This is a genomic window from Blastococcus tunisiensis (assembly GCF_900112815.1).
Classification (GTDB): Bacteria; Actinomycetota; Actinomycetes; order Mycobacteriales; family Geodermatophilaceae; genus Blastococcus_B; species Blastococcus_B tunisiensis.
Map to the genome: position 1 here is coordinate 145,630 of NZ_FOND01000001.1, position 13,432 is coordinate 159,061.

General features: G+C 72.4%; 12 protein-coding genes. All 12 read left to right on the forward strand.

The genetic code is table 11. From position 1 onward, the window contains the following. Nucleotides 1–71: 71 nt before the first annotated feature. The 12 genes from BM142_RS00675 (at nt 72) to nuoL (ending at nt 13,355) form a co-directional block, all read left to right on the forward strand. Nucleotides 72–434: an NADH-quinone oxidoreductase subunit A gene (locus tag BM142_RS00675; RefSeq protein ID WP_092194871.1), complete on the forward strand. Its 363-nt coding sequence runs from the start codon at nt 72–74 to the stop codon at nt 432–434. Between the two features lie 34 nt (nt 435–468). Further along, nucleotides 469–1,149, forward strand: coding sequence for a NuoB/complex I 20 kDa subunit family protein (locus BM142_RS00680; protein ID WP_092194872.1), 681 nt, complete (start codon nt 469–471; stop codon nt 1,147–1,149). Continuing rightward, nucleotides 1,146–1,883, forward strand: a complete 738-nt coding sequence (locus BM142_RS00685) for an NADH-quinone oxidoreductase subunit C (protein ID WP_092194873.1) — start codon at nt 1,146–1,148, stop codon at nt 1,881–1,883. Before BM142_RS00680 ends, BM142_RS00685 begins: the two co-directional genes overlap by 4 nt. Before the next feature lie 94 nt (nt 1,884–1,977). Further along, the gene (locus tag BM142_RS00690; protein WP_092194874.1) at nt 1,978–3,306 is read left to right on the forward strand and encodes an NADH-quinone oxidoreductase subunit D; all 1,329 of its coding nucleotides are present in this window, start codon (nt 1,978–1,980) and stop codon (nt 3,304–3,306) included. Nucleotides 3,307–3,385: 79 nt separating this feature from the next. Then, nucleotides 3,386–4,417, forward strand: coding sequence for an NADH-quinone oxidoreductase subunit NuoE (gene nuoE, locus BM142_RS00695; protein ID WP_092194875.1), 1,032 nt, complete (start codon nt 3,386–3,388; stop codon nt 4,415–4,417). A gap of 3 nt (nt 4,418–4,420) precedes the next feature. After that, nucleotides 4,421–5,749, forward strand: coding sequence for an NADH-quinone oxidoreductase subunit NuoF (gene nuoF / locus BM142_RS00700; protein ID WP_092194876.1), 1,329 nt, complete (start codon nt 4,421–4,423; stop codon nt 5,747–5,749). Further along, nucleotides 5,746–8,217, forward strand: a complete 2,472-nt coding sequence (locus BM142_RS00705) for an NADH-quinone oxidoreductase subunit G (protein ID WP_092194877.1) — start codon at nt 5,746–5,748, stop codon at nt 8,215–8,217. Before nuoF ends, BM142_RS00705 begins: the two co-directional genes overlap by 4 nt. Beyond that, nucleotides 8,217–9,677, forward strand: a complete 1,461-nt coding sequence (nuoH, locus tag BM142_RS00710; protein WP_092195164.1) for an NADH-quinone oxidoreductase subunit NuoH — start codon at nt 8,217–8,219, stop codon at nt 9,675–9,677. Before BM142_RS00705 ends, nuoH begins: the two co-directional genes overlap by 1 nt. After that, nucleotides 9,670–10,317, forward strand: coding sequence for an NADH-quinone oxidoreductase subunit NuoI (gene nuoI / locus BM142_RS00715; protein WP_254790443.1), 648 nt, complete (start codon nt 9,670–9,672; stop codon nt 10,315–10,317). The genes nuoH and nuoI overlap by 8 nt, the downstream gene beginning before the upstream one ends. After that, nucleotides 10,314–11,132, forward strand: coding sequence for an NADH-quinone oxidoreductase subunit J (locus BM142_RS00720; RefSeq protein WP_092194878.1), 819 nt, complete (start codon nt 10,314–10,316; stop codon nt 11,130–11,132). The genes nuoI and BM142_RS00720 overlap by 4 nt, the downstream gene beginning before the upstream one ends. Then, nucleotides 11,129–11,428, forward strand: a complete 300-nt coding sequence (gene nuoK / locus BM142_RS00725; RefSeq protein ID WP_092194879.1) for an NADH-quinone oxidoreductase subunit NuoK — start codon at nt 11,129–11,131, stop codon at nt 11,426–11,428. The genes BM142_RS00720 and nuoK overlap by 4 nt, the downstream gene beginning before the upstream one ends. Nucleotides 11,429–11,447: 19 nt before the next feature. Beyond that, nucleotides 11,448–13,355 carry an NADH-quinone oxidoreductase subunit L gene (gene nuoL, locus BM142_RS00730; RefSeq protein WP_254790444.1) on the forward strand — a complete coding sequence of 636 codons (1,908 nt, stop codon included), beginning with the start codon at nt 11,448–11,450 and terminating at the stop codon, nt 13,353–13,355. Nucleotides 13,356–13,432 lie beyond the last annotated feature (77 nt).

The following is a 13,432-nucleotide window of genomic DNA, read 5'->3' on the forward strand; positions in this document are numbered from 1 at the left end:
CGTCTCGACACGTCCCGGAAGCGTTCCGGACCTGCCCGGAACGTGATCGTCCTCACCGTAGGGTGCCACTGATGCTCTCGAACTACGTCCCGATCGTCGGGCTCTTCGCGCTGGCCGCGGCGTTCGCGCTGTTCTCGGTCACCGCCGCGCCGTTCATCGGTCCGCGGCGCTTCAACCGGGCCAAGCTCGACGCCTACGAGTGCGGGATCGAGCCGGTCGACCAGCCGCTCACCGGAGGCCGTTTCCCGGTGAAGTACTACCTGACGGCGATGCTCTTCATCGTCTTCGACATCGAGATCGTCTTCCTCTACCCCTGGGCCGTCGCCAACGACGCGCTGGGGCTGTGGGGCCTGGTCGCGATGGTCGTCTTCATCGGCACCGTCTTCCTCGCCTTCGCGTACGAGTGGCGGCGCGGGGGGCTGGAATGGGACTGAGCGTGGGACCGAGCATGGGGCGGGCGAGCTAGTCATGGGACTCGAGGAGAAGCTGCCGAGCGGCGTGCTGCTGACCAGCGTGGAGAAGTTGGTCAACTGGACCCGCAAGTCGTCGCTGTGGCCGGCCACGTTCGGCCTGGCCTGCTGCGCCATCGAGATGATGGCCTCGGGCGCCGGCCGGTACGACCTGGCCCGCTTCGGCATGGAGGTCTTCCGGGCCTCGCCGCGGCAGGCGGACCTGATGATCGTCGCCGGCCGGGTCAGCCAGAAGATGGCGCCCGTCCTGCGGCAGATCTACGACCAGATGCCCGAGCCGCGGTGGGTGCTCGCCATGGGCGTCTGCGCCAGCTCCGGCGGCATGTTCAACAACTACGCGATCGTCCAGGGCGTCGACCACATCGTCCCGGTGGACATGTACCTGCCCGGCTGCCCGCCGCGGCCGGAGATGCTCATGGACGCCATCCTCAAGCTGCACCACAAGATCCAGCACGAGCCCCTCGGCGCCAAGCGCGAGCGCGCGCTCGAGCGCGCCCGCGAGGAGGGCACCGCGAAGGACCTGCACCTGGAGATGCCGTCGACCGTGCGCGTCGACAAGGCGGCGCGGCGTGCCTACGAGGAGGCCGCGGCACAGGGCCGCACCGGCCAGTTCCTCATCGAGCAGCGGGACGGCAACGCGGTGCCGTGGCCCGGCGTCGAGCGGCAGGTGCGGCGATGAGCGGCCCGGTGGACCGCAGCGGGCAGGACCCGGCGATCGGGGCCGACGCCCCGTCCGGCGGGTTCCGGAAGGGCGCCTTCGGGGTCACCGGCAGCGGTGACACCTCCGGCTTCGGTGGCCTGGTCCGCGTGGAGCCCGGCGGCGCGGTGGCCCTGCACTCCACCGACCGGCCCTACGGCGGCTGGTTCGACGAGGTCACCGACGCGCTGATCGAGGCCGTCGGGGAGGCGACCTACGCGGCGGCCGTGCAGCGGGTGCTGGTCGACCGCGGCGAGATCACCTACTTCGTGGCCCGCGAGCACCTGCTGACCCTGGTCCAGGCGCTGCGGGACGACGAGGCGCTGCGCTTCGAGCTGTGCAGCAGCGTCTCCGGTGTCGACTACCTCGACAGCGGCGGCCCGGCCGTCGACCCGGGACGGCCGCGCCTGCACGTCGTCTACCACCTGACCTCGATGACCTACCGCCGCCGGATCCGGCTCGAGGTCGCGGTCACGGCCGAGGACGCGCACGTCCCGTCGGTGACCGGCGTCTACCCCACGGCGGACTGGCACGAGCGGGAGGCCTGGGACATGTTCGGGATCGTCTTCGACGGCCACCCGGCGCTGACCCGCATCCTGATGCCCGACGACTGGGACGGGCACCCGCAGCGCAAGGACTACCCGCTGGGCGGGATCCCCGTGGAGTACCACGACGCCACGATCCCGCCGCCGGACACGCGACGTGCCTACCGATGAAGGGCGCCTACCCGAAGACGACGGGTGAGCGGGCATCGCAGGGAGCGCTGGCGACCGAGGAGCGGAACGAGTCCGGAGTCGAGGAGGGGCAGGGATGAGCACCACCTACAACGAGGCCGACCCGTACGCCGGTTCCCGCGAGACCACCGAGGGCCGCGTCTACACGGTCACCGGTGGCGACTGGGACCTGACCTTCGCCGACCCGCACGGCGAGGAGCGTCTCGTCGTCAACATGGGTCCGCAGCACCCCTCGACGCACGGTGTCCTCCGGCTGGTCCTGGACCTCGAGGGCGAGACGGTGACCAAGGCGCGGGTGGTCATCGGCTACCTGCACACCGGCATCGAGAAGAACACCGAGTACCGCACCTGGACCCAGGGCACGACCTTCGTGACGCGGATGGACTACCTGTCCCCGCTGTTCAACGAGGCCGGCTACTGCCTGGCCGTCGAGAAGCTGCTCGGCGTCGAGGCGCCGCCGCGTGCCCAGACGATCCGCGTCCTGGTGATGGAGCTCAACCGGATCGCCTCGCACCTGGTCGCCCTGGCCACCTTCGGCATGGAGATGGGTGCCCTCACCGGCATGACCAACGGCTTCCGCGAGCGGGAGATGGTCCTCGACCTGCTCGAGGAGATCACCGGCCTGCGGATGAACCACGCCTACATCCGGCCCGGCGGGCTCGCCCAGGACCTCCCCGAGGGGGCGGTCGAGAGCATCCGCGAGTTCCTGAAGGTCTTCCCGGCGCGGGTCGCGGACTTCCACCGGCTGCTCACCGGGCAGCCGATCTGGCAGAACCGGCTCAAGGACGCCGGCTACCTCGACCTCACCGGCTGCGTGGCGCTCGGCGTGACCGGCCCGGTGCTGCGGGCGACCGGCCTGGCCTGGGACGCCCGCAAGATCGAGCCCTACCTCGGCTACGAGACCTATGACTTCGAGGTGCCCACCGCCGACACCTGCGACGCCTGGGGCCGCTACCTGGTGCGCATGGCCGAGGTGAACGAGTCGCTGCGGCTGGTCGCCCAGGCGCTGGACCGCCTCGAGCCCGGGCCGGTCATGGTCGAGGACAAGAAGATCGCCTGGCCGGCGCAGCTGTCGCTGGGCGCCGACGGCATGGGCAACTCCCTCGACCACGTCCGGCACATCATGGGCCAGTCGATGGAGGCGCTGATCCACCACTTCAAGCTGGTCACCGAGGGTTTCCGGGTGCCGGCCGGTCAGGTCTACGTGCCGATCGAGTCACCCCGCGGCGAGCTCGGCTACCACGTGGTCAGCGACGGCAGCACGCGGCCGTGGCGGGTCCACGTGCGCGACCCCAGCTTCGTGAACCTGCAGGCCACGGCGGCGATGAGCGAGGGCGGCATGATCGCCGACGTCATCGCGGCCATCGCGTCGATCGACCCCGTGATGGGAGGAGTCGACAGGTGAGTGAGCATCGCAGCGAGGAACGAGCGAGGAGCGGAGCGAACCTGGAGCCCGACCCGTTCGATTGGGGAGTGGACCGCTGATGAGTTTCCCGGGATCGCCCGAGGGGGCCGCCACCACGGGGCTGGACTCCAGCCCCTTCGAGGGACGGCCGGAGGTGCTCGACGCACTGCCGCCGCTCACCGAGCAGGCCCGCGCCGAGGCACGCGAGATCATGGCGCGCTACCCCCAGCCGCGTTCGGCCCTGCTGCCGATGCTGCACCTGGTGCAGAGCTACCAGGGCTTCGTGTCGCCGCAGGGCCTGACGTTCTGCGCCGAGGAGCTCGGGCTGACCACGGCCGAGGTCGCCGCGGTCGCCACCTTCTACACGATGTACAAGCGCCGCCCGACCGGCCGGCACCTGGTCAGCGTGTGCACCAACACGCTGTGCGCCGTCCTCGGTGGTCAGCGGATCTTCGACGCGCTGAAGGCCGACCTCGGCGTCGGCCACGACGAGACCGCCGCCGACGGATCGGTGACCCTCGAGCACGCCGAGTGCCTGGCCGCCTGCGACTACGCACCGGTCGTGACGGTGGACTACGAGTTCTACGACCAGCAGGACGTGGACGGCGCGCGCGAGCTGGTGGCGGCCCTGCGCCGCGGTGAGAAGCCGCTGCCCAGCCGCGGTGCGCCGCTCACCGACTTCCAGGGCGTCTCCCGGCAGCTGGCCGGCTTCTCCCAGCACGCGGACGAGGCCGCCGCGCGGGCCGCCGTCGACCATCCCGGTGAGTACGGGCCGACGCTCGCCGGCCTCCGGCTGGCGGCCGACCGCGGCGAGTCCGCGCCGCCGATGCCCCGCTCCGAGCCCGCCCCGGCGCCCGACCGCGGTGAGCCGCGCGAGACCGTCCGGCCCACCGGGCGCACCGGGGAGACCCCCGGCCGCGAGGCGGCCGACGCCCGGGTCGCCGCCGCCGACACCCCGGCGGAGAAGGCCGGCGCCGCCGAGTCCCATCCCGACACCGGCACCGAGTACGGCCGCGGCCGTCCGCAGAAGCAGCCGCGCGGCGGCACCGACACCCCTGCGGGGACCGAGCCGGGCACGTCCGGCCAGGCCCCCGGCGACGGGAAGGCCTGAGCCATGCCTCTCACTCCTGTACTGACCACCCGCTGGGGTGCCGACAAGTCCTGGCGGCTGTCGACCTACGAGTCGATGGAGGGCTACGCGGCCCTGCGCACGGCCCTCTCGATGGCGCCCGATGAACTCGTGACCCTGGTCAAGGACTCGGGGCTGCGCGGTCGCGGCGGTGCCGGCTTCCCGACCGGCATGAAGTGGAGCTTCATCCCGCAGCCCAAGCCCGGGGAGGAGCCCACGGGGCCGGCGGCCCTGCCGAAGTACCTGGTGGTCAACGCCGACGAGGGCGAGCCGGGCACCTGCAAGGACGTGCCCCTCATGATGGTCGACCCGCACGCGCTGATCGAGGGCGTCATCATCTCCGCCTACGCGATCCGCTCGAAGTTCGCCGTCATCTACGTCCGCGGCGAGGCGGTGCACGCCCACCGCCGGCTCGTGGCGGCCGTCGAGGAGGCCTACGCCGCCGGCTACCTCGGCAGCGACATCCTGGGCTCCGGCTACGACCTCGAGCTGGTCGTGCACGCCGGCGCCGGCGCCTACATCTGCGGCGAGGAGACGGCGCTGCTGGACTCGCTGGAGGGCTACCGCGGCCAGCCGCGGCTCAAGCCGCCGTTCCCCGCGGTCGCCGGCCTCTACGGGGCCCCCACGGTCATCAACAACGTGGAGAGCCTGGCCAGCGTGCCGTTCATCGTCCGGGGCGGCGCGGACTGGTTCAAGGAGTTCGGCCCGGAGAAGTCGCCGGGGCCCAAGATCTACTCGCTGTCCGGGCGCATCGTCCGCCCCGGGCAGTACGAGGCGCCGATGGGCACCACGCTGCGCGAGCTGATCGAGATGGCCGGCGGGATCCGCCCCGGGCACGAGCTGAAGTTCTGGACGCCCGGCGGCTCGTCGACGCCGTACTTCACCGCAGAGCACCTCGACGTCCCGCTGGACTTCGACTCGGTGGCCGCGGCCGGCTCGATGCTCGGCACGACGGCGCTGATGATCTTCGACGAGACCGACTCGATCGTCGAGGCCACCCTGCGGTTCAGCGAGTTCTACGCGCACGAGAGCTGCGGCAAGTGCACGCCGTGCCGGGAGGGGACCTTCTGGTACGTCCGGGTGCTGAAGCGGTTCGTGGCCGGGGAGGGCACCGCCGAGGACCTCGACACCCTCGTCGACATCTCCGACAACATGCTCGGCCGCACGTTCTGCGCGCTGGGCGACGGCGCCACCAGCTGCGTCACCAGCTCCATCCAGCTGTTCAAGGACGACTACCTCGCCCTGCTGCCGCCGGAGGAGAAGGCCCGCGTCGGCCGCTTCCTCCCCATCGAGCCGGTCGGAGTTGCCTCATGACTCTCACGCCCGCCAGCCCCCAGCCCGCGCCCGCCCTGCCGCCGGGCGCGCCCGGCGCGCACACGCCGCCGGACGCCGTCCACTGCACCATCGACGGCTTCGACGTCGCCGTCCCGAAGGGCACGCTGATCATCCGGGCCGCCGAGATGATCGGGGTGATGGTGCCGCGCTTCTGCGAGCACCCCCTCCTCGAGCCGATCGGTGCCTGCCGGCAGTGTCTGGTCGAGGTGGAGGGCCAGCGCAAGCCGGTGGCCTCCTGCACCATGCCGGTCAGCGAGGGCATGGCGGTGCGCACGCAGCTCACCAGCCCGGTCGCCGACAAGGCGCAGCAGGGCAACATGGAGTTCCTGCTGATCAACCACCCGCTCGACTGCCCGACCTGCGACAAGGGCGGCGAGTGCCCCCTGCAGAACCAGGCGATGAGCAACGGTCGCGGCGAGAGCAGGTTCCGTGACGAGAAGCGGACCTTCAGCAAGCCGCTGCCGCTGTCCTCGGAGATCCTGCTCGACCGGGAGCGCTGCATCTCGTGCACCCGCTGCACCCGGTTCGCCGAGCAGATCGCCGGCGACCCGATGCTCCAGCTCTTCGAGCGGGCGGCGCAGCAGCAGATCGCCGTCGCCGACGACGAGCCGTTCGACTCCTACTTCTCGGGCAACACCGTGCAGGTCTGCCCGGTGGGGGCCCTCACCAGTGCCCAGTACCGCTTCCGCGCGCGGCCGTTCGACCTGCGCAGCGAACCGAGCGCCTGCGAGCACTGCGCGTCCGGGTGCGCGCAGCGCACCGACTACCGCCGCGGCCGGACCACCCGCCGGCTGGCCGGGGAGGACCCGGCGGTCAACGAGGAGTGGAACTGCGACAAGGGTCGCTTCGCGTTCCGCTACGTCTCCGCCAACCAGCGGCTGACCACCCCGCTGGTCCGCCGCGACGGCGAGCTGCAGCCCGCCTCCTGGCCGGAGGCCTGGGCCGCGGCGGCCGCCGGCCTCCGGCAGGCGCGGGAGAACGGCGGGGTCGGCGTCCTGCCGGGCGGGCGGCTGACCGTCGAGGACGCCTACGCCTACGCCAAGTTCGCCCGGGTCGCGCTGGGAACCAACGACGTCGACGCCCGTGCCCGTGCGCACTCGGCCGAGGAGCTCGCCTTCCTCGGCGCGGCGGTGGCCGGTACCGGTCCGGCGACCGGCGCGGTCACCTACGACGACCTCACCGCCGCCCCGGCGGTCCTGCTCGCCGGGTTCGAGCCCGAGGAGGAGTCGCCGATCGTCTTCCTGCGGCTGCGCCGCGCCACCCGCACGGGCACGACCCAGGTGTTCGACCTGGCGCCGTTCGCCACGCGGGCGGCCGAGAAGCTGCAGGCCACGGTGCTCACCACGCTCCCGGGCGCGGAGGCGCAGTCCCTCCGGGCGCTCGCCGAGGGCACCTGGGGCGGCCCGGCGCTGCAGGCGCTGCGCACGCCGGGCGCCGTCGTCCTCGCCGGGGAGCGGCTGGCCGAGGTGCCCGGCGCCTTCTCCGCGCTCCTGGCCCTCGCCCGCGCCACCGGCGTCCGGGTGGCCTGGGTGCCGCGCCGGGCCGGGGAGCGCGGCGCGATCGAGGCCGGGGCGCTGCCGACCCTGCTGCCCGGTGGCCGCGCCGTCGGCGACCCCACGGCGCGCGCCGAGGTCGGCCGGCTGTGGGGGGCCGACCTCCCTGCCGCCCCCGGCCGCGACCTGACCGGCATCCTCACCGCGGTCCGCGACGGGGTGCTTCCGGGGCTGCTCGTCGGCGGCGTCGACCCGTGCGACCTGCCCGACCCCGCGCTGGCCGAGACCGCCCTGGCCAGCGCCTCGTTCGTGGTCAGCCTCGAGATGTTCCCGGGCGTGGTCACCGAGTGGGCCGACGTCGTCCTGCCGGTGGCCGCGGCGCCGGAGAAGGCCGGCACCTACCTGGACTGGGAGGGCCGCCCGCGGTCCTTCGACGCGACCCTGCACGGCAGCGGCCAGCTGCCCGACGGCCGCGTCCTGCAGGGCCTGGCCGAGGAGCTGGACGTGGACCTGCGGCTACCCACGCCGCAGGCGGCCCGCGCGGAGCTGGCCGCCCTCGGGGCCGTCCGCCGTCCGGGAGAGGGGGCGGGGCTGGACGTCCCGCCGCCCGCGGCGCCGTCCCTCGGCGCCGACCAGGCGGTGCTGGCCTCGTGGCGGCAGCTGATCGACGCCGGGACGCTGCTCCGCGACGAGCCCGAGCTCGCCGGCACCGCCCGCCCGCCGGTGGTCCGCCTCGGCGCCCAGGCCGCCGGCCGGCTCGGTGTCGCCGACGGTGACCGGGTCACCGTCAGCGGTGCGACCGGCTCGATCACGCTGCCGGTGCAGGTCACGCCGATGCCCGACCAGGTCGTCTGGCTGCCGATGAGGTCACCGGGCAGCGAGGTCCGCGCCGATCTCGGCACCGGCCCCGGCGGCGTCGTGCGGCTGTCCACCCCGGTTGGAGGAGTCCTGTGATGCTCCTGGCGACTCCCGACCAGCCGACGCTGGAGGACTTCGGGAACGACGTCTGGTGGATCGTGCTGATCAAGGTCCTGGGCGTCTTCGTCGTCCTGGTCCTGCTGACGCTGTTCGCCATCGTGTTCGAGCGCAAGGTCGTGGCGCGCATGCAGCAGCGGATCGGCCCCAACCGGGTCGGCCCCCGCGGCTACCTGCAGAGCCTCGCCGACGGGCTGAAGCTGGCGTTCAAGGAAGACATCATGCCGGCGCTGGCGGACAAGCCGGTGTACTTCCTCGCGCCGGTGATCGCGACCGTACCCGCCTTCGTCGCCTTCTCGGTGATCCCGATGGGGCCGGCCGTGAGCATCTTCGGCGAGGTCACCCCGCTGCAGCTCACCGACGCCCCCATCGGCGTGCTGATCGTGCTGGCCTCCTCCGCCATGGGCATCTACGGCATCGTGCTGGGCGGCTGGGCCTCCGGCTCGACCTACCCGCTCCTGGGCAGCATGCGCAGCGCGGCGCAGATGATCAGCTACGAGATCGCCATGGGGCTGTCGATCGTGGCGGTGTTCCTCTACGCCGGCTCGATGTCCACCTCCGAGATCGTGGCGGCGCAGGCCGACGGCACCGCGCTGAACTTCTTCGGCCTCGAGTTCACCGGTCCGAGCTGGTACGGGATCCTGCTCCCGGTCTCCTTCGTCATCTACGCCATCGCCGTCGTCGGCGAGACGAACCGGGCGCCCTTCGACCTCCCCGAGGCCGAGAGCGAGCTGGTCGGCGGGTTCCACACCGAGTACTCGTCGCTGAAGTTCGCGCTGTTCTTCCTCGCCGAGTACATCAACATGGTCACCGTCTCCGCGCTCGCCGCGACGCTCTTCCTCGGCGGCTGGCGGGCGCCGTGGCCGATCTCCATCTGGGACGGCGCCAACACCGGCTGGTGGCCGCTGCTGTGGTTCTTCCTCAAGGTCGTCGCCGCGCTGTTCGTCTTCATCTGGCTGCGCGGCACCCTGCCCCGGCTCCGCTACGACCAGTTCATGCGGTTCGGGTGGAAGGTGCTCGTCCCCGTCGCGCTGGTCTGGATCCTCGTCGTCGCCACGATGCGCACCGTCTCCCGCGAGACGGACCTGGCCACCGGCGAGGTGGCGCTCTACGTCGGCGTGCCCGCCGCGGTCCTCGTGCTCGTGGCGCTGTGGCTCGGCGGCCGGGCGAGCAACAAGGACACCCGGCTGGCCGCCGCCGAGGCGGCCGCGGGCTCCAACCACCCGACGGACGCCGAGGTCCTGCCCCCCGCCGGGCCCCGCCGGCGGCCGACCGGCGGGCCCGTCCGGGCCGAGGGCGGCTTCCCGGTCCCCCCGATGGACCTGGCCGTCCCGCCGTCGCCGCGGCTGCGTCGCGAGCCGGTGGCCGGCGACGGGGCGACCGTCGTGAGCACCGGACGCCGTGGCACCACCACTGTCGAGGAGGACCGCGATGTCTGAGAACCGGCCCGACCGCAACCCGGTACCCCGCCGCGGCGGGCAGGTCGATCGGCCGTCGACCGACCCCGGGGCCGGCAACGTCGCCGCGCCCAAGGTCCGCGACCGGCTCCTCCCGGCGCCGGTGCAGGGTTTCGGGGTGACCTTCGCGCAGATCTTCCGCAAGGTGACCACCGAGCAGTACCCGTTCGAGCCCAAGGTGACCAAGCCGCGCTACCACGGCCGGCACGTGCTGAACCGGCACCCCGACGGCCTGGAGAAGTGCGTCGGTTGCGAGCTGTGCGCCTGGGCCTGCCCGGCCGACGCCATCTACGTCGAGGGCGGTGACAACACCGAGGACGCCCGCTTCTCGCCGGGTGAGCGGTACGGCGCGGTCTACCAGATCAACTACCTGCGCTGCATCTTCTGCGGGCTGTGCATCGAGGCCTGCCCGACCCGCTCGCTGACGATGAGCAACGACTTCGAGCTGGCCGACGACAACCGCCAGGACCTGATCTACACCAAGGAGCAGCTGATGGCGCCGCTGCTGCCCGGCATGGAGCAGCCGCCGCACCCGATGCGGCTCGGCGACGACGAGAAGGACTACTACCTGCGCGTCCCCGGCTCGTCGCCGGCCGAGCCGGTGCAGGCGGAGAAGGCATGACGGAGACCCTCGGCGGCGGCGAGACCGTCGTCTTCTGGATCCTCGGGCCGGTGTCCCTGGCCGGTGCGCTCGGCATGGTGTTCAGCCGGAACGCGGTGCACTCCGCGCTGTGGCTGGTCGCCACGATGCTGTCGCTGGGCATCTTCTACGTCGTCCAGGAGGCGCCGTTCCTCGGCGCGGCGCAGATCATCGTCTACACCGGCGCGATCATGATCCTCTTCCTGTTCGTGCTGATGCTGGTCGGCCGGGACTCCTCGGACTCCCTCGTCGAGACGCTGCGCGGCCAGCGGGTGGCGGCCACGCTGGTCGGCGTCGGTTTCGCCGCCCTCGTCGGCGCCGGCATCGCCCGGGCCACGCAGGACCTGCCGGTCATCGGCCTGGAAGCGGTGCAGGGCGGCCCCGGCGGCGCCTCGGTGGGCAACATCGAGGCGATCGCCGAGCTGCTGTACACCCGCTACCTGCTGGCCTTCGAGGTCACCGGGGCGCTGCTGATCGTCGCGGCCGTCGGTGCGCTCGTGTTCACCCACATCGAGCGGGCCCCCGGCAGCCGGCGCGGGCAGAAGGAGCTCTCCCGCGCCCGCTTCCTCACCGACCGCCCGCAGACGGTGTCCGGCCCCGGTGTGTTCGCGCGGGCCAACTCCGTCGCGGTGCCGGCGATCCTGCCCGACGGCAGCCAGTCGAGGGACAGCTACGCGACCGGCATCGCGCCCGGTCAGCCCGACGAGATGCCCCGGCCGACCGGCCAGGAGCAGCTCGGCTCGCCGGACGCGGCCCTGGGCTCCACGACTCCCACTCTCGAGGGGGGCGACCGATGACGCTGAGCTACTACCTCGTGCTGGCGGCCATCCTCTTCACCATCGGCGCCGTTGGGGTGCTGGTGCGGCGGAACGCGATCGTGGTGTTCATGTGCGTGGAGCTGATGCTCAACGCCGTCAACCTGACGCTGATCACCTTCGCCCGCTCCACCGGCACCGTGGACGGCCAGATCATGGCCCTCTTCGTCATGGTCGTCGCGGCCGCCGAGGTGGTCGTCGGTCTCGCCATCATCATGTCGATCTACCGGACCCGCAGGTCCGCCTCGATCGACGACGCCAACCTGCTGAAGTACTGACGGCGAGACGGGGACATCTGTGTCTGAGACGCTGCCCGCCGACGGGCTGCTCGGCTGGTCGTGGCTGCTGATCGCGCTGCCGCTGGCCGGCGCCGCGGTGCTGCTGCTGGGCGGCCGCCGCACCGACCGCTGGGGCCACCTGCTGGGGACGGCGACCGTCGCCGCCTCGTTCGTCCTCGCGCTGCTGTGCACGATCCAGCTCGCCGGGCAGGACGGGGCGCCGGCGGACGTCGAGCTGTTCACCTTCATCTCCACCGGTGAGCTCGACGTCCGGGCGGGGCTGCTGTTCGACCCGCTGTCGGCGGTCTTCGCGCTGCTGATCACCGGCGTCGGGTCGCTCATCCACGTCTACTCGGTCGGCTACATGGCGCACGACCCCGCGCGCCGCCGGTTCTTCGCCTACCTCAACCTGTTCGTCGCGGCGATGCTGCTGCTCGTCCTCGGCAACAGCTTCGTGGCGCTCTACGTGGGCTGGGAGGGCGTCGGCCTGGCCTCGTACCTGCTGATCGCCTTCTGGTACACCCGCCCGGCCGCGGCCACCGCCGCCAAGAAGGCGTTCATCATGAACCGGGTCGGCGACGTCGGCCTGGCCCTGGCGATCTTCGTGATGTTCGCCCAGCTCGGGACGACGTCCTACGCCGGCGTCTTCGGCGCCGTCGGCACGCTCGCCGGCGGCACGGTGACCGCCCTGGGCCTCCTGCTGCTGCTCGGCGCGTGCGGCAAGTCCGGCCAGTTCCCGCTGCAGGCGTGGCTGCCGGACGCGATGGAGGGCCCGACCCCGGTCTCGGCCCTCATCCACGCCGCGACGATGGTCACCGCCGGGGTCTACCTGATCGCGCGGTCGGCCCCGATCTACGACCTCACCGAGACCGCGCGGGCCGTCGTCCTGGCGATCGGCGCGCTCACCCTGCTGATCGGCGCGATCGCCGGCTGCGCCTACGACGACATCAAGAAGGTGCTGGCCTACTCCACCGTCAGCCAGATCGGCTACATGTTCCTGGCCGTCGGGCTGGGGCCGGCCGGCTACGTCGCCGGGCTGGCCCACCTGCTCGCGCACGGCTTCTTCAAGGCCGGGCTCTTCCTCGGCGCCGGCTCGGTCATGCACGCCATGAACGACCAGGTGGACATGCGCCGCTTCGGCGGCCTCTGGCGGAAGCTGCCGGTCACCTTCGTCACCTTCGGGCTGGGCTACCTGGCGCTGATCGGGTTCCCGTTCCTGTCCGGCTACTTCACCAAGGACGCGATCATCGAGGCGGCGCTGGACCGCGACGACGTCTGGGGCTGGGTGCTCGGCGGGGTCGCCGTCCTGGGTGCCGGGCTGACCGCCTTCTACATGACGCGGCTGATGCTGATGACCTTCTTCGGCCGGGCCCGCTGGGAGGAGGGGGTGCACCCGCACGAGTCGCCGTCGGTGATGACCGCACCCATGGTGGTCCTCGCGATCGGGTCGGTGGGCGCCGGTGCGCTGCTGGTGTCGGTCTTCCCGCTCTCGGGCTGGCTGGAGCCGGTGTTCGGCGAGCCGGAGGAGGCCGCGCACGTGGTCGCCCCGGCGGTGGTCGGCCTGGTGGTGACGGCGGTCATGCTGCTCGGCGTGCTGGCGGCCTGGCTGTTCGTCGGCCGCCGCGAGGTGCCGGTGACCGCCCCGGTGCGGGTCTCCCCGGTGACGCGGGCGGCCCGCCACGCGCTCTACGCCGACGCGGTCAACGAGTCGCTGTTCATGCGCCCGGGCCAGTGGCTCACCCGGGCGCTGGTCTGGGTGGACAACCGCGGGGTCGACGGCGCCGTCAACGGCCTGGCCGCCACGTTCGGTGGCTCGTCCTCCCGGCTGGGCCGCGCCCAGACCGGCTTCGTCCGCAGCTACGCCCTCGGGATCCTCGGCGGCGCCGTCCTGGTGGCCGGCGCCCTCCTGGCGGTGACGGCGGGATGAGCGGACAGGGTCGTGAGCATCGCAGCGAGGAACGAGCGAGGAGCGGAGCGCCCCGCGGGAGCGAACGGGCGGCATCG

Bases quoted from the DNA above. Each gene is read 5' to 3' on its own strand.
- BM142_RS00675 (WP_092194871.1), top strand. From the start codon at position 72: ATGCTCTCGAACTACGTCCCGATCGTCGGGCTCTTCGCGCTGGCCGCG.
- BM142_RS00680 (WP_092194872.1), top strand. From the start codon at position 469: ATGGGACTCGAGGAGAAGCTGCCGAGCGGCGTGCTGCTGACCAGCGTG.
- BM142_RS00685 (WP_092194873.1), top strand. From the start codon at position 1,146: ATGAGCGGCCCGGTGGACCGCAGCGGGCAGGACCCGGCGATCGGGGCC.
- BM142_RS00690 (WP_092194874.1), top strand. From the start codon at position 1,978: ATGAGCACCACCTACAACGAGGCCGACCCGTACGCCGGTTCCCGCGAG.
- nuoE (WP_092194875.1), top strand. From the start codon at position 3,386: ATGAGTTTCCCGGGATCGCCCGAGGGGGCCGCCACCACGGGGCTGGAC.
- nuoF (WP_092194876.1), top strand. From the start codon at position 4,421: ATGCCTCTCACTCCTGTACTGACCACCCGCTGGGGTGCCGACAAGTCC.
- BM142_RS00705 (WP_092194877.1), top strand. From the start codon at position 5,746: ATGACTCTCACGCCCGCCAGCCCCCAGCCCGCGCCCGCCCTGCCGCCG.
- nuoH (WP_092195164.1), top strand. From the start codon at position 8,217: ATGCTCCTGGCGACTCCCGACCAGCCGACGCTGGAGGACTTCGGGAAC.
- nuoI (WP_254790443.1), top strand. From the start codon at position 9,670: ATGTCTGAGAACCGGCCCGACCGCAACCCGGTACCCCGCCGCGGCGGG.
- BM142_RS00720 (WP_092194878.1), top strand. From the start codon at position 10,314: ATGACGGAGACCCTCGGCGGCGGCGAGACCGTCGTCTTCTGGATCCTC.
- nuoK (WP_092194879.1), top strand. From the start codon at position 11,129: ATGACGCTGAGCTACTACCTCGTGCTGGCGGCCATCCTCTTCACCATC.